The sequence below is a fragment of the Sediminimonas sp. genome (genome assembly GCF_024637375.1).
Taxonomy (GTDB): domain Bacteria; phylum Pseudomonadota; class Alphaproteobacteria; order Rhodobacterales; family Rhodobacteraceae; genus Sediminimonas.
Window position 1 is genome coordinate 67117 of record NZ_JAGXFK010000087.1, and the last position, 20225, is coordinate 87341.

20 protein-coding genes are annotated in these 20225 nt (G+C 65.1%); 9 read left to right on the top strand and 11 right to left on the bottom strand.

What is annotated here, in order from left to right:
• Positions 1-100 precede the first annotated feature (100 nt).
• The 9 genes from cysQ (at position 101) to Q0L89_RS13470 (ending at position 10411) form a co-directional block, all read left to right on the top strand.
• Complete coding sequence (cysQ, locus tag Q0L89_RS13430; RefSeq protein ID WP_296766040.1) at positions 101-901, top strand: 3'(2'),5'-bisphosphate nucleotidase CysQ; 801 nt, start codon at positions 101-103, stop codon at positions 899-901.
• Positions 898-1698, top strand: a complete 801-nt coding sequence (locus tag Q0L89_RS13435; protein ID WP_296766043.1) for a manno-octulosonate cytidylyltransferase — start codon at positions 898-900, stop codon at positions 1696-1698. Before cysQ ends, Q0L89_RS13435 begins: the two co-directional genes overlap by 4 nt.
• Positions 1695-2921: a glycosyltransferase gene (locus Q0L89_RS13440; protein WP_296766045.1), complete on the top strand. Its 1227-nt coding sequence runs from the start codon at positions 1695-1697 to the stop codon at positions 2919-2921. Before Q0L89_RS13435 ends, Q0L89_RS13440 begins: the two co-directional genes overlap by 4 nt.
• Positions 2922-3089: 168 nt before the next feature.
• Positions 3090-3983: a UTP--glucose-1-phosphate uridylyltransferase GalU gene (gene galU, locus Q0L89_RS13445; RefSeq protein WP_296766048.1), complete on the top strand. Its 894-nt coding sequence runs from the start codon at positions 3090-3092 to the stop codon at positions 3981-3983.
• A gap of 14 nt (positions 3984-3997) precedes the next feature.
• A complete protein-coding gene (galE, locus tag Q0L89_RS13450; protein WP_296766051.1) occupies positions 3998-4981 on the top strand; it encodes a UDP-glucose 4-epimerase GalE in 984 nt (327 codons plus the stop codon).
• Positions 4971-6212 (top strand): glycosyltransferase family 1 protein, encoded by a 1242-nt coding sequence (locus Q0L89_RS13455; RefSeq protein WP_296766053.1) that lies wholly within the window; start codon positions 4971-4973, stop codon positions 6210-6212. Before galE ends, Q0L89_RS13455 begins: the two co-directional genes overlap by 11 nt.
• A gap of 57 nt (positions 6213-6269) precedes the next feature.
• Positions 6270-7280 carry a glycosyltransferase family 2 protein gene (locus Q0L89_RS13460; protein WP_296766056.1) on the top strand — a complete coding sequence of 337 codons (1011 nt, stop codon included), beginning with the start codon at positions 6270-6272 and terminating at the stop codon, positions 7278-7280.
• Complete coding sequence (locus tag Q0L89_RS13465; RefSeq protein WP_296766058.1) at positions 7277-8974, top strand: beta-1,6-N-acetylglucosaminyltransferase; 1698 nt, start codon at positions 7277-7279, stop codon at positions 8972-8974. The genes Q0L89_RS13460 and Q0L89_RS13465 overlap by 4 nt, the downstream gene beginning before the upstream one ends.
• Positions 8975-8983: 9 nt before the next feature.
• On the top strand, positions 8984-10411 hold the full coding sequence (locus Q0L89_RS13470) for a nodulation protein NodH (RefSeq protein ID WP_296766061.1): 1428 nt from the start codon (positions 8984-8986) through the stop codon (positions 10409-10411).
• 58 nt (positions 10412-10469) lie between these two features.
• On the opposite strand, the gene Q0L89_RS13475 is transcribed toward Q0L89_RS13470, so the two are convergent.
• The 11 genes from Q0L89_RS13475 to dnaN form a co-directional block, all read right to left on the bottom strand.
• Positions 10470-10934, bottom strand: a complete 465-nt coding sequence (locus Q0L89_RS13475) for a PTS sugar transporter subunit IIA (protein ID WP_296766064.1) — start codon at positions 10932-10934, stop codon at positions 10470-10472.
• Between the two features lie 42 nt (positions 10935-10976).
• Positions 10977-11546: a ribosome-associated translation inhibitor RaiA gene (raiA, locus tag Q0L89_RS13480; protein WP_296766066.1), complete on the bottom strand. Its 570-nt coding sequence runs from the start codon at positions 11544-11546 to the stop codon at positions 10977-10979.
• A gap of 248 nt (positions 11547-11794) precedes the next feature.
• A complete protein-coding gene (lptB, locus tag Q0L89_RS13485) occupies positions 11795-12553 on the bottom strand; it encodes an LPS export ABC transporter ATP-binding protein (RefSeq protein WP_296766069.1) in 759 nt (252 codons plus the stop codon).
• A 3-nt stretch (positions 12554-12556) separates the two neighbouring features.
• The gene (gene lptA, locus Q0L89_RS13490; RefSeq protein WP_296766070.1) at positions 12557-12991 is read right to left on the bottom strand and encodes a lipopolysaccharide transport periplasmic protein LptA; all 435 of its coding nucleotides are present in this window, start codon (positions 12989-12991) and stop codon (positions 12557-12559) included.
• Between the two features lie 60 nt (positions 12992-13051).
• Positions 13052-13657, bottom strand: a complete 606-nt coding sequence (locus Q0L89_RS13495; RefSeq protein WP_296766073.1) for a hypothetical protein — start codon at positions 13655-13657, stop codon at positions 13052-13054.
• Positions 13657-14268 (bottom strand): ribonuclease H-like domain-containing protein, encoded by a 612-nt coding sequence (locus Q0L89_RS13500; protein WP_296766075.1) that lies wholly within the window; start codon positions 14266-14268, stop codon positions 13657-13659. Before Q0L89_RS13500 ends, Q0L89_RS13495 begins: the two co-directional genes overlap by 1 nt.
• A 20-nt stretch (positions 14269-14288) precedes the next feature.
• Positions 14289-16706, bottom strand: coding sequence for a DNA topoisomerase (ATP-hydrolyzing) subunit B (gyrB, locus tag Q0L89_RS13505; RefSeq protein ID WP_296766079.1), 2418 nt, complete (start codon positions 16704-16706; stop codon positions 14289-14291).
• Between the two features lie 78 nt (positions 16707-16784).
• Positions 16785-17405, bottom strand: coding sequence for a LysE family translocator (locus Q0L89_RS13510; RefSeq protein ID WP_296766081.1), 621 nt, complete (start codon positions 17403-17405; stop codon positions 16785-16787).
• Positions 17402-17833, bottom strand: a complete 432-nt coding sequence (locus Q0L89_RS13515) for a VOC family protein (RefSeq protein WP_296766083.1) — start codon at positions 17831-17833, stop codon at positions 17402-17404. Before Q0L89_RS13515 ends, Q0L89_RS13510 begins: the two co-directional genes overlap by 4 nt.
• Entirely contained in the window at positions 17830-18942 is a 1113-nt protein-coding gene (recF, locus tag Q0L89_RS13520) for a DNA replication/repair protein RecF (protein ID WP_296766086.1), read from the bottom strand. Before recF ends, Q0L89_RS13515 begins: the two co-directional genes overlap by 4 nt.
• A 53-nt stretch (positions 18943-18995) precedes the next feature.
• On the bottom strand, positions 18996-20114 hold the full coding sequence (dnaN, locus tag Q0L89_RS13525) for a DNA polymerase III subunit beta (RefSeq protein WP_296766088.1): 1119 nt from the start codon (positions 20112-20114) through the stop codon (positions 18996-18998).
• Between the last annotated feature and the right edge of the window lie 111 nt (positions 20115-20225).

A 20225-nucleotide genomic window follows, 5' to 3' on the forward strand; every position in this document is an offset into this window, starting at 1 on the left:
GGGAATTCTTGCCGTTCCGATGATGCCGTACCATAAGGGAGCCACGCGAATTTGGCAACAAAACCGCCCCTGCGCGGCCACGACTGACCCGGAGAAAACATTGGATCACCAGACATTGATCGGCGAGATGCGCCGCCTCGCGATTGCGGCAGGCAACAGGATAATGGAAATCTATGACGCGGACGATTTCGCGGTCAAGCTCAAGTCCGACGAAAGCCCGGTCACCGAGGCCGACGAGGCCGCCGATGCCCTGATCTCGGACGGGCTGCGCGCCGCCTTTCCCGACATCGCGCTGGTGACCGAGGAACAGGCCGCGTCGCACGCACAAAGCGTGGCGACCTTCCTGATCGTAGACCCGCTGGACGGCACCCGCGAATTCATCCACCGGCGCGGCGATTTCACCGTCAACATCGCGCTGGTCGAGGATGGCGTGCCGACCCGCGGCGTGGTCTATGCCCCGGCGAAGGGGCGCATGTTCCTGACCCTTGCCGACGGCAGCAGCGTCGAGGAAACGGGCGAACTCAACCCCGACACGATCGGGAAAACCCGTACAATCCGTACCGGGAAACCTGACAACTCGGCGCTGATGGTGGTGGCCAGTAAATCACACCGCGATGCGGCCACCGACGCCTATATCAAGCGCTACGCCGTCAGGGACATGACCAGCGCCGGATCGTCGCTGAAGTTCTGCCTGGTGGCGACGGGCGAGGCCGACCTCTACCCGCGACTGGGGCGGACGATGGAATGGGACACCGCCGCCGGGCACGCGGTGCTGCACGGCGCCGGCGGGCACGTCGTGCGCTTCGACGATCATGCACCGCTGCGCTACGGCAAACCGGGCTTCGAGAACCCGTTCTTCATCGCCTACGCCCCCGGGGTGGAGCTGAAGCCCGCGTCATGAGCGTGCTGATCGTCATCCCCGCGCGCCATGCCTCCAGCCGCTACCCCGGCAAACCGCTGGCGATGCTGCGCGGTGCCGGTGGCGCGGCCCGCAGCCTGATCGAACGGTCGTGGCACGCGGCCTGCGGGGTGCATGGCAGCGACAGGGTGGTGGTGGCCACCGATGACGCGCGCATCCGCGATGCCGCGCAGGCCTTCGGCGCCGAGGTGGTGATGACGCCCGAAAGCTGCGCCAACGGCACCGAACGTTGCGCCGCGGCCCATGCGGCGCTTGGCGGCGGCTTCGACATCGTGGTGAACCTCCAGGGCGACGCGCCGCTGACGCCGCCATGGTTCATCGAGAACCTGGTGGAAGGGCTGCGCGCCGACCCGGCAGCGGCGGTTGCGACCCCGGTGTTACGCTGCGACGGACGGGCGCTGAACGGCCTTCTGGAGGACCGCCGCGCCGGTCGCGTGGGCGGCACAACGGCCGTTTTCGGACGCTCGCGTCGCGCGCTCTACTTCTCGAAAGAGGTCGTCCCCTACACGCCGGGCAACTACGCCCCGGAGGCCGAAACGCCCGTTTTTCACCATGTCGGCGCCTACGCATATCGCGCAGCGGCGCTGGCCGATTACGCGCGCCGTGCCCCCGGCCCGCTGGAAGGGCTGGAAGGGCTGGAGCAGTTGCGCTTTCTCGAACACGACCTCCCGATCCTGTGCGTCGAGGTCGCCGCCCGCGGGCGTCAGTTTTGGGAGTTGAACAACCCCGAGGACATACCCCGCATCGAGGCGATGATGGCCGAGATGGGCATGGAATGACCGCGCCCGCGGTCAGCGTGGTGGTGGTCAGCCGCGCGCGCCCGCGCGAATTGCGGCTGTGCCTGAGCGCGCTGGCGCGGCTGAAATACCCCGCCTACGAGGTGATCGTCGTCGCCGACCGTGCCGGGTTGGACGCGGTGCAGTGCCTGCCCTTTGCCGGCGAAATCGTGCAGCGGCGGTGCGACGTGGCAAATATCGGGGCGACCCGCAACATCGGCATCGCCGCCGCGGCGGGCGACGTCGTCGCCTTCATCGACGACGACGCGGTGGCCGAGCCGAAATGGCTCCATCACCTTGCCGCGCCTTTCGCCGACCCGGGCGTCGCCGCCACCGGCGGGTTCGTGCGCGGGCGCAACGGCATCACCTTCCAGGCCGAAGCGCGGGTGATAGACTGCGGCGGATGGTCGCGGGATGTGGCCCTGCAAGGCCCCACCCCCGCCACGCCGACGACCGGCGCGGGCGAGGTGCCACGCACCGAGGGCACCAACATGGCGGTGCGACGCGCGGTGCTGGCCGGGCTGGGCGGGTTCGACCCGGCCTACAGGTTCTACCACGACGAAACCGACCTCAACTTGCGGCTGGCGCAGGCGGGGTATCGCACCGTCATCGTGCCGCTGGCGCAGGTGCACCATGCCGCTGCGCCGTCGGCCCGGCGCGGCACCGGGCGGCGGCTGTACGGCCTGCATGACGTCGGCGCGTCAACGGCGGTGTTCCTGCGGCGGCACTGCCCGGACGAAGACCACGCGCGCCACCTCGACCGGTTGCGCGACGAACAACGCCGCCGCGTCCTGGCACGCATGGTCATGGGCGCGGTCGAGCCGCGCGACGTCGCGCCGCTGCTGCGCGGGCTGGAGGACGGGATCGCCGACGGGCTGGCGCGCGACTTGCCCGGCTCGTTGCCGCCGCTGCGGGACGAGGCGGGCGCGTTCACGCCCTTTCCGTCGTTGGCAACCGGCGAAGACGCATTCCTTGGCGGGCGAATATGGGATGCCGCGCGCCTGCGCCGGCGCGCGGCCGGGCTGGCGCAGCAAGGCGTGACGGTGAGCTTGCTGCTGGTCACACACACCAGCCTCTATCACCGGGTCCGGTTCCGCGAGGCGGGCTACTGGGAACAGACCGGTGGCCTGTTCGGAAAAAGCGACCGGCGCGACCCGCCCCTCAGGCTCTGGACCCTGTCGAAACGCCGCGAGCGCGAGGCGCAAAGAGTTTTCGATCTGCGTTGATTTCTTGGCACTCCGTCCTTAAACCGGGAACAATATGCAGGCTAGGGCCCCGTGTTCGCACGGTGCCCGGGCGGAACGCGCAATTGAATTGTCGGGGCGTGCGCAGCGCGCTCCTGAACCGAACTTTCATGGCTGCGCAAGCGGCACCGAACAGATACGAGGGCGTTCATGAAAAAAAAGGTGACCAAGGCGGTTTTTCCCGTCGCCGGGCTGGGTACGCGGTTCCTGCCGGCGACGAAGTCTATCCCCAAGGAAATCATGACGCTGGTCGATCGTCCACTGATCCAGTACGCGATCGACGAGGCGCGCGCCGCCGGGATCAAGGAATTCATCTTCGTCACCTCGCGCGGCAAGAACGCGCTGGAGGATTACTTCGACCACGCGCCCCAACTTGAGCAGGAGCTGCGCAAGAAGGGCAAGAATGCGCTGCTGGAAACGCTCAAGACCACCAACATGGAAAGCGGCGCCATTGCCTATGTCCGCCAGCACAAGGCGATGGGACTGGGCCACGCGGTGTGGTGCGCACGCAACCTGATCGCCAACGAACCCTTCGCGGTGATCCTGCCCGACGACGTGGTGGCGGCCGACAAGCCGTGCCTGCAACAGATGGTCGAGGCGCATGCCGAGATCGGCGGCAACATGGTCGCCGCGATGGAGGTTCCCGAGGACAAGGCGTCGTCCTACGGCATCCTGGACTGCGCATCGAGCGAGGGGCGGCTGGTCAATGTCAAAGGCATGGTCGAAAAGCCCGAACCGGGCACGCAGCCTTCGAACCTGGCGGTGATCGGGCGCTATATCCTGACGCCCAACGTCCTGCGCAACCTCAACAAGATCAAGACCGGCACCGGCGGCGAGGTGCAGCTGACCGACGCCATCGCCGGACAGATCGGCACCGACGACCCGGTACACGGCTACCGCTTCGAGGGCACGCGCTACGACTGCGGATCAAAAGCCGGCTTTCTGCAAGCTACCGTGGCATTCGGGCTGGCGCGTGAAGACCTGCACGACGATCTGGATGGCTATCTCAGAGGGCTTTACGCGGGCGCGGCAGCGGCGCAATAACCGGGGGATCGCGCGTGGAACACGTTCTGGTCACCGGCGGCGCGGGCTATATCGGCTCACACGCGTGCAAGGCACTCAAGGCCGCCGGATACGTGCCCGTCACCTATGACAACCTCTCGACCGGCTGGCGCGACGCGGTCAGGTTCGGGCCGTTCGAGCAGGGCGACCTGCTGGATCGTGCGCGCCTGGACGCGGTATTCGAACGCTACCGGCCCGTCACGGTGATGCATTTCGCGGCGCTCAGCCAAGTCGGCGAAAGCATGGTGCAGCCCGGCCTTTACTGGCGCAATAACGCCGCCGGATCGCTGACCCTGATCGAGGCCGCGGTGGCGGCCGGGTGCCTGGATTTCGTCTTTTCCTCGACCTGTGCGACCTATGGCGAGCACGACAACGTGGTACTGGACGAGGCGACCCCGCAACAGCCGATCAATGCCTACGGCGCCTCGAAACGCGCGATCGAGGACATGCTGAACGATTTCGGCGCCGCGCACGGGCTGAACGCGGTGATCTTTCGCTATTTCAACGTCGCCGGCGCGGACCCGGAGGCCGCGGTGGGCGAGTTTCACCGCCCCGAGACGCACCTGATCCCCGTGATGCTGGAAGCGATCGCCGGCACCCGGCCGGCATTGACCATCTTCGGCACCGATTACGACACGCCCGACGGCACCTGCATCCGCGACTATGTGCATGTCTGCGACCTGGTCGATGCGCATGTCCTGGGGCTGGAATGGCTGCGCGCAGGCAAGGGCAGCCGAGTGTTCAACCTTGGCACCGGACACGGGTTTTCGGTGCGCGAGGTGATGGACGCCGCCCGTTGCGTCACCAGTCACGCCGTCCCGCATGGCGAGGGCCCCCGCCGGCCCGGCGATTGCACCAAGCTTGTGTCGGGCTCGACGCGGGCCGAGGCCGAGCTTGGATGGAAACCGCATCGTTCAAGCCTTGCGCAGATGATCACGGACGCGTGGCGCTGGCACCAGACCGGGCACTATGAGCAATGACCGCACGCCACCGCGCCTGCTGGACCTGACGCGACTTGTCCGGCGGGCCGGGCGCGTCGCCACCGGGGTGGACCGGGTCGAACTGGCCTATCTGCGCCGCTTCGCGGGGTTGGAGACGCAGTTTTTCGCGCTTGTGCGCAGCAGCTACGGCTTCGTCCTTCTGGACCGCGACGGCATGGCGGCGCTGCTCGACCGGGTCGAGGGGCGCACCGCGTGGGGCCGGCCCGACGGGTTGTCTCGTCTCGCGCGCCGTCTCGACCCCGCGCGCCGCCGCGCCGAGGCCGACCTGCGCCGCCTGGCGCGGGCGCGCTGTTTGCCGGTGGGGCTGGCGCGGATGATGCGGCGGCATTTCCCCGGCGGAGTGCAGTATGTCAACGTGGGCCATTCCAACCTGACGCACCGCGTTCTGGCAGCCCTGCGCCAGCTTCCCGGCGCCCGTATCGCCGTTATGATCCACGACACGATCCCGCTCGATGATCCGCAATTCCAACGCCCGGAAACGCCCGCGGCCTTTGCCGCGATGCTGCGCCGGGTACAGGAGACTGCCGATGTCGTGCTGTGCAACTCGGCCGCGACCGAGGCGGACGTGCACCGCCACATGCAGGGCCATGGCCCGGTGCCGCCCACCCTGGTGGCGCATCTGGGTGTCGACATGCCGACCGTGAGCAACCAGGCCGCGCTGCCGCCGGGAATCGACCCCACCAGGCCCTGGTTCTGCACCGTGGGCACGATCGAGCCACGCAAGAACCACGCGCTGTTGCTGGACATATGGGACGATCTGGCCCGCGAACTGCCCGACGCGAAAATGCCGCAACTTCTGATCTGCGGCGCGCGCGGCTGGATGAACGATACGGTGTTCGCGCGTCTCGACGCGGTGCGCGGCAGCCCGCACATCCACGAATTGCCGGGGCTTGACGACGCGGCGCTGGCCGGGCTTGTCGACCGCGCGGCCGGCATGCTGTTTCCCAGCCGGGTCGAGGGCTATGGCCTGCCACCGATCGAGGCGGCGGCACTGGGCACTCCGGTCGTTTGCGCGCCGTTGCCGGTGTACCGGGAAATCCTTGGCGACATTCCCATTTACGTTAGCCCTAAGGATCGGTATCCTTGGCGCAGAACAATAATCGGGCTGATGGCCGACCACGAGGCAGGGCATTCGGCAGGCAGGCACGCGCGCCCATTTCAACCGCCGACTTGGGACATGCATTTCAAGACCGTGTTTACGGTCCTGTGATAGCCCCGCCTGAACCTCAGGTTGTCAGGTCGCGCTGTCCGGGTGAAGGAAAACGTATTGGGTGCGTGGAAGTCATATCGCCTCAGGGTCGAGCGGCGGCGCTTCCTTGTCCGTGCCATTCGCAAGCGCCGCGATCTGCGCCTGGTGGCCAACCGCACCAAGCGTATCAAGCCCGGCGACATCCTGTTGTTCTCGACCCTGCGCAACGAAGCGGTGCGCCTGCCCTACTTCCTGCAGTACTACCGCGACCTGGGGGTGAACCACTTTCTGATCGTAGACAACGACAGCACCGACGGGTCGCTCGACTACCTGGCCGACCAATCAGACGTATCGCTGTGGACGACGCGGCGCAGCTACAAGCGGGCGCGCTTCGGGGTCGACTGGCTCAACTGGTTGCAGATGCGGTATGCCCATGACCATTGGTCGCTGGTCGTGGACCCGGACGAATTCTTCATCTACCCGTTCTGCGACACCCGCCCGCTCAGGGCGCTGACCGATTGGCTGGATGCGTCGTCGATCAGGTCGTTCAGCGCCATGCTGCTGGACATGTACCCAAAGGGTCGTCTCGACGCGCAACCCTATCGCGCCGGCCAGGACCCGCTTGAGATCGCCAACTGGTTCGATGCGGGCAACTACACGATCCGGCGCAACGACTACTATGGCAACCTGTGGATTCAGGGCGGCCCGCGGTCGCGCGTGTTCTTCCGGGATATGCCGGACAAGGCGCCGGCCCTCAACAAGGTGCCGCTGGTCAAGTGGAACTGGCGCTATGCCTATGTCAGTTCCACCCACATGCTGTTGCCACGGGGTTTAAACAGGGTTTACGACGAGTGGGGCGGCGAAAAGGCCAGCGGCGCGCTGCTGCACACAAAGTTCCTGGACACCTTTACCGAGAAGGCGATGGAGGAACTCAAGCGCAAGCAACACTACGCCGCCAGCCTTGAATACCGTACCTACGCGGCCCGCCTCAAGGACGAACCGGACCTGTGGTGCAAGTGGTCCGAGCGGTACATCAACTGGCGGCAACTGGAGATCCTGGGCCTGATGTCGAAGGGGAACTGGGCATGAGCGTCGGCATCGTGATGCTCGTGCACACCGCGCTGGGGCGCGCGGAACAGGTCGCCCGGCACTGGAACGCCGCCGGCTGCCCGGTGGTGATTCATATCGACAAGTCGGTGCCCGCGAAAACGCACAACGCCTTTGTCGCCGCCCTGTCCGACCTGGACGATGTAAGGTTCGGCCGGCGACATCGCTGCGAATGGGGCACATGGGGAATTGTCGCGGCAACGCAGGATGCCGCCGAACGCATGCTGGAGGCGTTTCCCGATGTCACCCATGTCTATCTGACCTCGGGGTCGTGCCTGCCGCTGCGTCCCGTCCAGGAGTTGATTGACTACCTCAAGGCGCGCCCGCGCACCGATTTTGTCGAAAGCGCGACGACCGCGGATGTGCCCTGGACGGTCGGCGGCCTCGATCACGAACGATTCACGTTGCGGTTTCCGTTCAGCTGGCGCAAGCACCGCTATCTTTTCGACAAATACGTCGAATTCCAGCGCCGCGTCGGGTTCAAGCGCAGGATCCCCGACGGGATCGTCCCGCACATGGGCAGCCAGTGGTGGTGCCTAACCCGACGGACCCTGTCGTCCATCCTGCAGGATCCGCGCCGCCCCGTGCTCGACCGCTATTTCAAGCGCGTCTGGATCCCCGACGAGTGCTATTTCCAGACCCTCGCGCGGCAATATTCGCTCAATATCGAAAGCCGCTCGCTGACCCTGTCGAAGTTCGACTTCCAGGGAAAGCCGCACATTTTCTACGACGACCACCTGCAATTGCTGCGCCGGTCGGATTGCTTCGTGGCGCGCAAGATATGGGCCCATGCCGACCGGCTCTATGACGCGTTCCTGACCGACAGCGCCGGCGCCATGAACAAGACCGAACCCAACCCCGGCAAGATCGACCGTCTTTTTGCCAAGGCGGTCGAGCGGCGCACGCGGGGGCGGGCGGGCCTCTACATGCAAAGCCGGTTCCCGAACGAGGGCTGGGAAAACGGCGTGACCGCGGGGCGGTACTCGGTTTTCCAGGGCTTCGCCGAGCTTTTCGACGACTTCAAGCCGTGGCTGGCGCGGGCGACCGGTACGCGGGTACACGGGCATCTGTTCGCGCCGGAGCGGGCGGAATTCGCCGACAGCCAATCGGTGATGAACGGGGCGCTTTCGGATTGCGCCATTTTGCGCGACTACAACCCCAAGGGGTTTCTGACCAACCTGATCTGGAACACCCGCGGCGAGCGACAATGTTTCAGCATCGGACCGCGCGACAACCAGGCCATCAACTGGGATATCGCCAAGGACCCCAACGCGCAGATTTCGGTGATCAGCGGGGCCTGGGCGGTGCCGCTGTTCCAGTCGAACCGCGATTTCGCAGACATCCGCAAGGAAGCGGCGCTGCTGCAAAAGATCGAAAACGATTTCCTGGACGTGCTGCATTCGCCCTATGTCAAGGCGCGAATCCGGATATGGACGATGGCGGAATTCGTCGAGTCCCCGATGGAACCGCTGCAAACCGTCATCGACGAGATCACCCAGAAAACGGCGCGCCGCCTGTCCGAGGCGCCGCGCATGGTCGATCTGGCCGGGTTCGGCCAGTTCCTTCAAAACCTCAAGAACCAGGGGATGCATCCGTACCTGATGGGTGACTTCCCGGTGGAACAGACGGTACCGACACGCCACGGATCGCCGCCGAAACCCTATCTGGTACGGTGACAGAACAACATGCCCAGACCCTTCGACTATTTCGTGATCTTCGCGGAAATGCGAACCGGATCGAATTTCCTCGAGACCAATCTCAACACCTTGCCCGGGATTGCCTGTCACGGCGAGGCATTCAATCCGCATTTCATCGGCTATCCCAACCGCGACGACCTTCTGGGCCTGACGCAGGCCGAGCGCGAGGCCGACCCGCAGGCCCTGATCAATGCCATACGGGACGAGTCCGGCGTTCTGGCGGGGTTCCGGTTCTTCCATGACCACGATCCGCGGGTGCTGGATATCGCCTTGCCCGACCCGCGCTGCGCCAAGATCATCCTGACACGCAACCCCGTCGACAGCTACGTGTCGTGGAAGATCGTGCAGCAGACGGGCCAGTGGAAGCTGACCAACGTGAAACGGCGCAAGGACGCGGTCGCCGCCTTCGACGCGGGCGAGTTTCACGACTTCCTCGACCAGTTGCAGCAGTTCCAGATCAGGCTGCACAACGCGCTGCAAACCAGCGGGCAGACGGCGTTCCATATCGCTTACGAGGACTTGCAGGATCTCAACGTGATGAACGGGCTGGCGCGGTTCCTGGGCGTCGAGGAAAGCCTGGCGTCGCTGGACCAGAGCCTCAAGCCGCAGAACCCCGCGCCCCTCTCGGCCAAGGTCGAGAACTTCGACGCCATGCAGACCGCGCTGGCCGATCTCGACCGCTTCAACCTCAGCCGGACGCCGAATTTCGAGCCCCGCCGCGGGCCGGCGGTGCCCAGCTACGTGGCCGCCGCGCGGGCACCGCTTCTCTACCTGCCGGTGCGCTCGGGGCCCGAGGCCGAGGTTCGGCAATGGTTGGCCGCGCTGGACGGTGTCGCCGATGACGACCTGCAATCGGGCTTTACCCAGAAGACGCTGCGGCAATGGAAACGCGACCGCCCCGGCCACCGCAGCTTCACGGTGCTGCGTCACCCGGTGGCACGTGCGCATGCGGCGTTTTGCCAGCGCATCCTGATGCCCGGTCCGGGCAATCTTGCCGAGATCCGCAAGACGCTGCGGCGGGTCCACAACCTGCCGATTCCCGGCAAGATGCCCGATGCGCGCTACGACCACGATGCGCACCGCAAGGCGTTCGTGGCGTTCCTGAAATTCGTCAAGGCGAACCTGGCCGGGCAAACCGGGCTGCGGATCGATTCGGCCTGGGCCACGCAAACCCAGGCGCTACAGGATTTCGCGGGTTTCGCCCTTCCCGACCAGGTGCTGCGCGAAGATGAAATGGCGCAGGCGCTACCCGCGCTTGCCCGTGCGACGGGATATCCCGATGCTCCTGCGCCGCCCGGCCCGGCAATAGACACGCCCTTCGCGCTGGCCGATATCTACGACGACAAGATCGAGGATCTTGCCGCCAAGGTATACCAGCGCGACTATGTGACCTTCGGATTCGACCGCTGGGGTTAGAGATCGCGGCGCTTGGTCGGTTCTGTCCGACCTTACCGAGTGGGCAACATGCCCGACATCAGGCGGCTTGCGCCGCCTGGGCCTCGGTCAGGATCGTGTGCAGCGTTTCGGGGTCGCGATTGGCGCGCAGCTTGGCGCAGACCGAGGATTCGCGCAGCGTCCGCGACACCAGCGCCAGCGCCTTGAGGTGCTCGACGCCGGCGTTCTGCGGCGCGAACAGCGCGAAGACCAGGTCCACGGGCTGCCGGTCAACGGCGGAATAGTCTATCGGTTTTTCCAGCACGATGAACGCCCCGCAAACGCTGTCGATCTCGTCCAGCCGGGCGTGGGGCAGCGCCACGCCATGCCCCACACCGGTGGGGCCAAGCGTTTCGCGCTCGATCAGCGCCTCGACCGTGGCCGGGGCGCTGACCCCGTAGGCGGCATGGGCCAGATCGCCCAGATCATGCAAAAGCCGCTTCTTGCTGGACGCCGAGGTGACGACCTTTACCGCCTCTGGCTTGAGAATTCCCGAAATCTGCATGATCCGTCCTGTCGTGGTTTCGCGCCCGCGAGGTGGCGTGTTCTAGTACCGCGGCTCGATCCAGCCGATGTTTCCGTCTTCGCGGCGATAGACGACGTTGACCTCTTCGCCGCGTTCGTTTCTGAAAACAAGGATAGGTGCCCCGGCAAGCTCCATCTGCATCACCGCTTCGCCAACCGACAGCGATGGAATGCGCGTCTCGGTCTCGGCGATGATCATCGGCTGCAACGTGTCGGGTTCCGAATCCTCACCGCCTTGTTCCGAGGCGAGGATATACGAGGATGCCGCCATGACTTCAACCGGGCCCTGACGCTCGCGGTGATGATCCTTCAGGCGTCGCTTGTAGCGCCGCAACTGCTTGTCCATCTTCTCGGCGCAGGCCTCGAAGGAAGCATAGATTTCGTGGGCGTGCGCCTTGGCCTGGACGGTCAGACCGGTGGAAAGGTGTACCATCGCCTCGCACACGAACTCGTGCCCGGACTTGGAGAAAACGATATTGGCATCCGTGGGGCGCTGCGCGTACTTGGTCAGAATCGCGCCCAGTTCATCCTTCACATGGGTTTGCAGCGCGTCGCCGATGTCGATCTGCTTTCCACTGACCTGATAGAGCATGTTTTCTCCTTTACGTGACAGTTCGAACCCACACGGAAATGCACGAATTGCAGCGTGCGTTTCAGGTTCGAGTGCTGGGATTAGACATTCCGCCATACTGCATGCGTGCGGGCCTTGCCTGCAAAGCCATGAGCCTCAACGCTGCACGATCTTCGAATGTCATGGCCCCATTTGAGGCGACAGCAAGGGGCTCTGTCAATCGAATCCGTTTGCCCGGCGTCGGCAAATCACAACCGCGGGATATTCCGTCAGGAAACCCGGAAACTTTCGCCAAGATAGACGCGGCGCACGTTTTCGTTCTGCACAACTTCGTCGGGCGTGCCGGACATCAAGACCTGTCCATCGTGCAGGATGTAGGTGCGATCGACGATTTCGAGAGTCTCGCGCACGTTGTGATCGGTGATCAGCACGCCGATGCCGCGGTTGCGCAGGTCGGCGACCAGGTGGCGGATGTCGCCGACGCTGATCGGGTCGACCCCGGCAAAGGGCTCATCCAGCAACAGGTATTTCGGATCGGACGCCAGGCAGCGCGCGATTTCCACGCGCCGCCGCTCGCCCCCCGAAAGGGCAAGCGCGGGGGCCCGACGCAGGTGCTCGATCGAGAACTCCGACAGCAGCTCTTCAAGCCGCTCGCGGCGCTTGTGCCGGTCGGGGCACGAGATATCGAGAACCGCGGCGATGTTGTCTTCGACGCTAAGGCCACGAAAAATAGACATTTCCTGCGGCAGATAGCCGATTCCCAGACGGGCGCGGCGAAACATCGGCAGGTTGCCGACATCGCGCCCGTCAATCCGCACCTGCCCGGCCTCGGGGTATATGAGCCCGGCGACCATGTAGAAGGTCGTCGATTTCCCGCACCCGTTCGGTCCCAGCAGGCCGACCACTTCGCCGCGGTTGAGCGTCAGGCTGACATCGCGGATGACCACGCGCTTGCGATAGCTCTTGCGCAGGTTCCATGCGGCCAGGCCGGAATCGCCATCGGTCACGGACAGCTCGGCGGCGGTCATCGCTCAGTCCCCCGGCGCCATGATCGTGCGCACGCGGCCATCCATGCGCGCCGTGCCGGTATTCAGGTCCACCGTCATGTTCTGGGCGTTGAGCACGTTGTCGCCCTGCAACAGGACGACATCGCCGCGCATCACGATCTCGCCGGCGTCGATGTCGTAATCGGCGCTTTGCGCTTCGGCGGCGTCGGAGCCGCTGACAAGGGTGACACCGCCACTTGCCTCGAGCCGCGCGATGCGGGCCTGATCGGCGGAATAGACCACCAGCACGCGGTCGGCGGAAAGCTTCATCTCGCCCTGCGCGGCCAGCACATTGCCCGAGAACACCGCGTGTCCGCTTTCCTGATCCACCGACAGCGCGTCAGCCGTCACCTCGACGGGTTGGTCGGTGTCCTGCGTTTCGGCACCGAACGCGATGTCGGCCTGCTGTGCAGCAGCCATGGACGGCACACAAAGAAGAACCAGCAGGCAGTATCGGGCAAGGGACATGGGGCGCGTATCCTATCTGTCGGGTTCGTATACCAGCTTGACACCGTCTGTGAAAAGCAATTGCACGCCGGTGCCGTCGGGCTCGGCGGTAATCAGCATTCGCCCCGCCGTGAAGCGCCCCGGCGGCCCTTCGCCCTCTATGGGTGTGCGGCTTTCCACACGGATCTCCCGCAGCGCCATGTCCAGCCGCTCGGTCCAGACCCGGTATCCCGCGGAACTGCTCAGGAATGCCGATCCCGCCAGGCTGCCGCGGCTTTCGGAAAGCATGAAAACCCCCGTGTTCGCCCGCAGGTCGATGCGGCCGCCGCTGACCATCGTCATGTGCGCGCGCGGCGCGTCGACCACCATCCGTCCCGGTGTTTCGGGGTCGGGGCGCGCCGCGTCGGCGGTCAACCTGACCAGGTCCCCGGCATCCGAGGCACCGGCAAAGACCGGCGCGGTCATCTGTTCGTCTTTTGCACGCTGGCGCAGATCAAGGTCCGTGATCGGTTCGACCGCCGTCGGGTCGATTGTCCTGGAAAACATGAACAACGTGGCCAGCAGCCCAAGCGCCGCCAGTGGCAACAGGATCTTGAGCCATGCAATGACGTGAAAGCGGATCGAGTCGCGCCAGTCCATCAATGCGCGAAAATGTCCTGCTCGGGCCAGCCCGCAAGATCGAGGCGGGCGCGCGTCGGCAGGAAATCGAAACAGGACTGCGCAAGATCGGTGCGGCCCTCACGCGCCAGCATCGCATCCAGCACATCGCGCAGGCTGTGCAGGTGCAGAACATCGCTGGCGGCATAGTCGCGCTGCGCCGCGCTCAGTTCGGGTGCGCCCCAGTCGCTACTTTGCTGCTGCTTGGACACGTCGATGCCCAACAGTTCCTGTAGCAGGTTCTTGAGCCCGTGCCGGTCGGTATAGGTGCGCACCAGCTTGCTGGCGATCTTGGTGCAATAGACCGGCGCGGCCAGCGCGCCGAAGGTGTTGTGCATCGCGGCGATGTCGAAGCGGCCGAAATGAAACAGCTTGAGCACCTGCGGGTCCATCAGCAGGCGGCACAGGTTGGGCGCCTCTTGCTGTCCTTGCGCGATTTGCACGATGTGCGCGTCACCGTCGCCGCCCGACAGTTGCACCACGCAAAGCCTGTCACGATGCGGGTTGAGGCCCATCGTTTCACAATCAATGGCCACGACCGTGCCAAGGTTCAGATCGTCAGGCAGGTCGTGGCGGTAAAGATGATTGGTCATGGTCGGTTCCTTGCAGGCGATCAGAAATCGAGGTTCTCGACGCTCAGGGCATTGGTCTGGATAAATTCGCGCCGCGGCTCGACAACATCGCCCATCAGCTTGGTGAACAGGTCGTCGGCTTCGGCCACGTCGTCGATCTTGACCTGCAACAGGGTGCGTGCGTCCGGGTCCAGCGTGGTTTCCCACAACTGGTTGGGGTTCATTTCGCCAAGCCCCTTGTAGCGCTGCAATGTCAGGCCCTTTTCGCCCTCCGTCAGGATCGCGTGCAACAACCCCAGCGGCCCGTAGATACGGGTATGCCGGTCCTTGCGGTGCAACTCGGCCGGGGCGCCGTACACCTCTTGCAGCTTTTCAGTGAAACTGCCGGTCTTGCGTGCCTCGCCCGAGCGCAGCATCGGGCCGTCCAGGGTGCGCACTTCCTCGACCCCGCGCAACATGCGGGCCAGCCTGATGCCGTGGTCCTGGGTGACGCGGCCCTGCCAGCCGCGTTCGTATTCCGCCGCGATCCGGTCGAGGCGCGCCGCCACCTTGTCGGCCACGCCCTGCAGGTCGGCGTCGATCGCGCCGGGGGCAAAGGCCCCCGCGATCGCCGCCTGTTCCAGTATGTGGCGCGGATAATGCGTGGGGAATGCATCCAGAACGCGCTTCAGGCGCCGCGCCTCTTCGACCACGCGCACCAGGTCGGGGCCGACGATTTCCTGCCCGTCCGCCAGCCGCAGCACCGCGCCCTCGGTGCCTTGCTGGACCAGGTAGTCGTTCATCGCCGCCTCGTCCTTGATATAGACCTCGGACTTGCCGCGCGTCACCTTGTAGAGCGGCGGCTGCGCGATATACAGATAGCCGCCCTCGATCAGTTCGGGCATCTGTCGATAGAAGAACGTCAACAGCAGCGTGCGGATATGGGCGCCGTCCACGTCGGCATCGGTCATGATGACGATCTTGTGGTAGCGCAGTTTCGAGATGTCGAATTCGTCACGCCCGATCCCGGTGCCAAGGGCCATCACCAGGTTGCCGATTTCCTGGCTGGCGAGCATCCGGTCGAAGCGCGCACGCTCGACGTTGAGGATCTTGCCCTTGAGCGGCAGGATCGCCTGCGTGCCCCGGTCGCGCCCGGTCTGGGCCGAGCCGCCGGCGCTGTCGCCCTCGACGATAAAAAGCTCGGTCTTGGACGGGTCTTTCTCGGAGCAATCCTTGAGCTTGCCGGCCAGGAAATTCACGTCCAGCGCCGATTTTCGGCGCGTCAGGTCGCGGGCCTTGCGCGCCGCCTCGCGGGCCAGCGCGGCCTCGATGATCTTGGACACGATCACCTTGGCCTCGTTCGGATTTTCCTCGAACCACTCGGACAGGCGTTCGTTGACCAGCCCCTCGACCGCCGGGCGCACCTCGGAACTGACCAGTTTGTCCTTGGTCTGGCTGGAGAACTTCGGGTCGGGCATCTTGACCGAAAGCACGCAGGTCAGCCCTTCGCGAGCGTCGTCGCCGGTGAAGCTGATCTTTTCGCGCTTGGCGATGCCGCTGGACTGCGCATAGGAGTTGATCGTCCGCGTGAGGGCGGCGCGAAATCCCGCCATGTGCGCACCGCCGTCGCGCTGCGGAATGTTGTTGGTGAACGGCAGCACCGTTTCGTGGAAGGTGTCGTTCCACCACATCGCCACCTCGACGATGATCCCGTCACGCTCACCGATCATGTGGATGGGTTCCGACATGAGAGAAACCTTCGACCGGTCGAGATACTTGACGAACTCGCGCACGCCACCCTCGTAGAACAGCTCGCTGCGCAGGGGTTCGGCGGGGCGCTCGTCGACAAGGATGATGCGCACGCCCGAGTTCAGGAACGCCAGCTCGCGCAGGCGCTTTTCCAGCATCTCGAAAACATAGTCGCGGTCGGAAAACGTGTCGGTCGAGGCCAGGAACCGAACCTCGGTGCCCTTGCGGCCACCGGCATCGCCGACAACGCGCAGGTGTTCGACGGTGTCGCCATGCTCGAACCGGGCGTAATGTTCCTTGCCGTCGCGCCAGATGCGCAGTTCCAGCCAGTCGGACAGTGCATTTACCACCGACACACCGACGCCATGCAGACCGCCCGACACCTTGTATGAATTCTGGTCGAATTTCCCGCCGGCATGCAATTGGGTCATGATGACCTCGGCCGCCGAGACGCCCTCGCCCTCGTGAATACCGACGGGAATACCGCGGCCGTTATCGCTGACCGATACGCTGCTGTCGGCATGGATCGTGACGTTCACCGCGTCGGCATGACCGGCCAGCGCCTCGTCGATGCCGTTATCGACGACCTCGTAGACCATGTGGTGCAGGCCCGAACCATCGTCGGTGTCGCCGATATACATGCCGGGGCGTTTGCGAACCGCCTCCAACCCTTTGAGAACCTTGATAGATTCAGCGCCGTATGCGCCGCCTGCCTGACTGTCTTCGGCCATAGGGAAAACCCTTTGTGATTGCTGTGATTTTATACGACCCATGGGGGGGAATGTCACGTCTCCGCCCCATATTTTGTGTCATGTGAAGGGCACGATCACGCCCACGAAGATCAGCAGCGTACCGGCGGCCAGATTCAGCCTTCGCAATGCCGCCGGCGCGGTCAGAATGCGCCGCATCCGGTCGACCACGAGAGCGACTCCCAGGTTGCCGACAAACGGCACCAGCGCCGACAGCGCCACGATCGCCATGATATCCGGGCCGGTCACGCGGCCCAGGTCGAAAAAGCCCGGCAGCACGCCCATGTAGAACAGAATCGCCTTCGGGTTGCCCAGAATCGCGGCCACGCCCGCGACGAACCCGGCCCATCGCCCCGGTCGGGTCAGCCGGCGGTCGGCGGCGACCGCCGCGTCGGCGCGGCGGATCGTGGACAAACCCATGTAGAGGAACACCGCGCAGGCCACCCAGCGCATCACTGTGAGCACGCTTTCATGTTCGGCCACCACCCAGCTCATGCCGAGAATGGCCAGAAACGGCCAGACCACGTCGCCCGCCGCAACCCCGAAGGCCAGCGGCCAGGCCGCCGCATACCCGCCCGAAAGCGCCCGCGCCATCACCGCCAGCCAAACCGGCCCCGGCGTGATGAACAAAATCAGAAGCGCCCCCGCATAGAGCACCAGGTCACCGCCCGAGAGTGTCATTTCGCGTCCGTTAATGTCAGCGACCCGTCCGCCGCCAGAATCCAGAACGGGTTCATTGCCACCTCCCAGACATGGTCGTCAGGGTCGGCGTAATATCCCGAGTAGCCGCCCCAGAACACCTTTTCGGGCCGTTTGAGTGCCTTCGCCCCGGCGGCAAGCGCCGCGTCGAATGCCGCGTCCACCTCGGCCTCGGTCGCAAAGTTCTGCGCAAGGGTCATGGCGCCGGTGCCCAGCACCGCATCGGGCCGACCTTGATCCGCGGCCAGCGCCTCTCGCCCGAAAAGACCCAGCACGAGACCGGCCAGTTGGTAGAAGGCAACGCCGTCCTGCTCTTCGGCCGGTGTCCAGCCAAGCGCGGCATAGAACTCTTTCGACCGTTCGAGGCTGGTCACGCCAAGGGTGATCAGGCTTACGCGTTGAGGGGTCACGGATTGTCCTTCCTTTCAGTATGGCTGATACCGCCGGTTTCCGTCACTTCGAAATACTGCGCCCACGCACCCAGTTCCGCGAAAAGCTCCGGCCCGGTGCCGGTCATCCACGCCTGCGCGTCCAGCGCCAGGATTTCGTCGTAAAGCGCGGCGCGGCGGCCAGCGTCAAGATGCGCGGCGACCTCGTCGAGCAGCAGAATCGGCGACGCTCCCAGATCGCCCAGCAGTGCGCGGGCATTGGCAAGGATCAGCGATATCAGCAGCGCCTTCTGTTCGCCGGTCGAACACTCCCGCGCCGGCACGCCCTTGGCGGCGAATACGGCGTGCAGGTCCGTGCGGTGCGGCCCGACCAGGGTGCGCCCCGCGGCCAGGTCGCGAAAGCGGCTTTCGCGCAGTGCCTCCAGCAGATCTCCCTCGCTCTCGGGCATCGCGCCCTCGGTCTGGGTCAGTTCCATCTGCGCCGCCGGAAACGCGGTCTGCGCCGCATCCTGCGCCGCGTGCAGCCTGGTCAGCGCGGCAAGGCGGTTGGTGTGGATGTGCGCGCCCGCCGCCGCCATCTGACGTTCCAGCGCCGCGTACCAATGCGCATCGCGCACCTGGTCCTTGAGCAGCCGGTTACGCTCGCGCATCGCTTTCTCGTAGGCCAGCGTTGCCTCGGCATGTTCGGGCGCAAAGCTCATCGCAACACGGTCCACGAATCGCCGCCGCCCTTCGGCGGCTTCCGTCCACAGCCGGTCCATCGACGGCACCAGCCACAAGACCCGCGCGGTGCGGGCCAAAGCCGTCTGGCTGGCCGCCTTGCCGTCAAGCCTGAGCTGCCGTGCCGCGCCGCCCTCTGACCAGATCTCGACCTCGTGCGCGCGCCCCGGCCCCTGCACCACGCCGGAAACCTTCCAGCCCAGCACCTCGGGCCGGCGGGACATTTCCTCGGCGCTGGCGCGGCGCAGGCCCCGACCGGGCGAAAACAGCGATACCGCCTCCAAAATGTTGGTCTTGCCGGCGCCGTTGGGGCCGAAAATCGCCACCGGGCGAGCGTCAAGATCAAGCCGCGCGGCGCCATGAGAGCGGAAATGCGACAGGATCAGCCGCGACAGATGGACACCGGGCATTCACCGCCCCTTCATCTTGCCCGAAATACGCCCGCCGGAGACTCCGACGGGCGTCACACGCGCATCGGCATGACCACGTAGACGGCGCTGGTGTCGTTGCCCTCGCGCATCAGCGTCGGATCGCCCGAGGAATTGAACAGGAATACCGCGTTCTCGCGGTCAACCTGGCTGGCAATTTCCAGCAGGTACTTCGCGTTGAACCCGATTTCCAGTCGCTCGTCGCCATAAGCCACGGCCAGTTCTTCCTCGGCGGCGCCGCTGTCGGGGGCATTCACCGACAGCACCAGGCGGTCCTCGTCGAGAGTCATCTTGACCGCGCGCGAGCGTTCGGAGCTGACGGTCGCGACCCGATCGACGGCGGACGCGAATTCGCGCGCGTCCACTTCCATCTTGCGCGTGTTCCCCTGCGGGATGACACGGGTGTAGTCGGGAAAGGTGCCGTCGATCACCTTGGATGTCAGGGTAATACCAGGCGTGGCGAAGCGTACCTTGGTCTCGCTCACCGACACGGCGATCTGCGTGTCGTCGTCTTCCAGCAGCTTGCGCAACTCGCCCACCGTCTTGCGCGGCACGATCACGCCGGGCATATCGGCGGCGCCCTCGGGCAGATCGGCGTCGATCCGGGCCAGGCGGTGGCCGTCAGTGGCCACGCAGCGCAGCACACGGCCGCCTTCCGCCTCGGCCACGTGCATGTAGACCCCGTTGAGGTAATAGCGCGTCTCCTCGGTGGAGATGGCGAACTTGGACTTGTCGAAAAGCCGCCGCAACACCGGCGCCGGGGCGCTGAAATTACACGCGTATTCGGAACTTGCCATGACCGGGAAATCCTCGCGCGGCAACGTCGCGAGGTTGAAATGCGACCGCCCCGCCTGCACCGAAAGGCGTCCGGCGGCGCTGTCCTCGCTCAGGGTGATCAACGCTCCGTCGGGCAGCTTTCGCACGATTTCGTGCAGGGTCATCGCCGAAACCGTGGTCGCGCCCGCGCGTTCCACCTTTGCCGGCGCGATATCGACCACCTCGATATCCAGGTCGGTGGCGCGGAATTGCACCTGGTCGCCTTCGGCCTCGATCAGCAGGTTGGCAAGAATCGGGATCGTGTTGCGTCGTTCGACGACCGATTGCGCCTGGCTGACAGCCTTGAGCAGCGCGCCGCGTTCAATGCTCAGTTTCATGACCCTCGTTCCCTTTCCTGCCGGGTGGGGCAAGGTATCGGTTTCCCCGGCCGGCTCAAGATGTTTTTTTCGGAGTTTTGTCCAACGGAAACGCGGGGGCGTCAAGACTGC

What these genes read in the sequence shown, in the direction of transcription:
- Q0L89_RS13465 (WP_296766058.1), top strand. Translation starts at nt 7,277, where the DNA reads ATGAGCGTCGGCATCGTGATGCTCGTGCACACCGCGCTGGGGCGCGCG.
- Q0L89_RS13470 (WP_296766061.1), top strand. Translation starts at nt 8,984, where the DNA reads ATGCCCAGACCCTTCGACTATTTCGTGATCTTCGCGGAAATGCGAACC.
- Q0L89_RS13475 (WP_296766064.1), bottom strand. Translation starts at nt 10,934, where the DNA reads ATGCAGATTTCGGGAATTCTCAAGCCAGAGGCGGTAAAGGTCGTCACC.
- Q0L89_RS13495 (WP_296766073.1), bottom strand. Translation starts at nt 13,657, where the DNA reads ATGGACTGGCGCGACTCGATCCGCTTTCACGTCATTGCATGGCTCAAG.
- raiA (WP_296766066.1), bottom strand. Translation starts at nt 11,546, where the DNA reads ATGCTCTATCAGGTCAGTGGAAAGCAGATCGACATCGGCGACGCGCTG.
- recF (WP_296766086.1), bottom strand. Translation starts at nt 18,942, where the DNA reads ATGCCCGGTGTCCATCTGTCGCGGCTGATCCTGTCGCATTTCCGCTCT.
- lptB (WP_296766069.1), bottom strand. Translation starts at nt 12,553, where the DNA reads ATGACCGCCGCCGAGCTGTCCGTGACCGATGGCGATTCCGGCCTGGCC.
- Q0L89_RS13510 (WP_296766081.1), bottom strand. Translation starts at nt 17,405, where the DNA reads ATGACACTCTCGGGCGGTGACCTGGTGCTCTATGCGGGGGCGCTTCTG.
- Q0L89_RS13440 (WP_296766045.1), top strand. Translation starts at nt 1,695, where the DNA reads ATGACCGCGCCCGCGGTCAGCGTGGTGGTGGTCAGCCGCGCGCGCCCG.
- gyrB (WP_296766079.1), bottom strand. Translation starts at nt 16,706, where the DNA reads ATGGCCGAAGACAGTCAGGCAGGCGGCGCATACGGCGCTGAATCTATC.
- Q0L89_RS13455 (WP_296766053.1), top strand. Translation starts at nt 4,971, where the DNA reads ATGAGCAATGACCGCACGCCACCGCGCCTGCTGGACCTGACGCGACTT.
- Q0L89_RS13500 (WP_296766075.1), bottom strand. Translation starts at nt 14,268, where the DNA reads ATGACCAATCATCTTTACCGCCACGACCTGCCTGACGATCTGAACCTT.
- Q0L89_RS13435 (WP_296766043.1), top strand. Translation starts at nt 898, where the DNA reads ATGAGCGTGCTGATCGTCATCCCCGCGCGCCATGCCTCCAGCCGCTAC.
- galU (WP_296766048.1), top strand. Translation starts at nt 3,090, where the DNA reads ATGAAAAAAAAGGTGACCAAGGCGGTTTTTCCCGTCGCCGGGCTGGGT.
- dnaN (WP_296766088.1), bottom strand. Translation starts at nt 20,114, where the DNA reads ATGAAACTGAGCATTGAACGCGGCGCGCTGCTCAAGGCTGTCAGCCAG.
- lptA (WP_296766070.1), bottom strand. Translation starts at nt 12,991, where the DNA reads ATGGCTGCTGCACAGCAGGCCGACATCGCGTTCGGTGCCGAAACGCAG.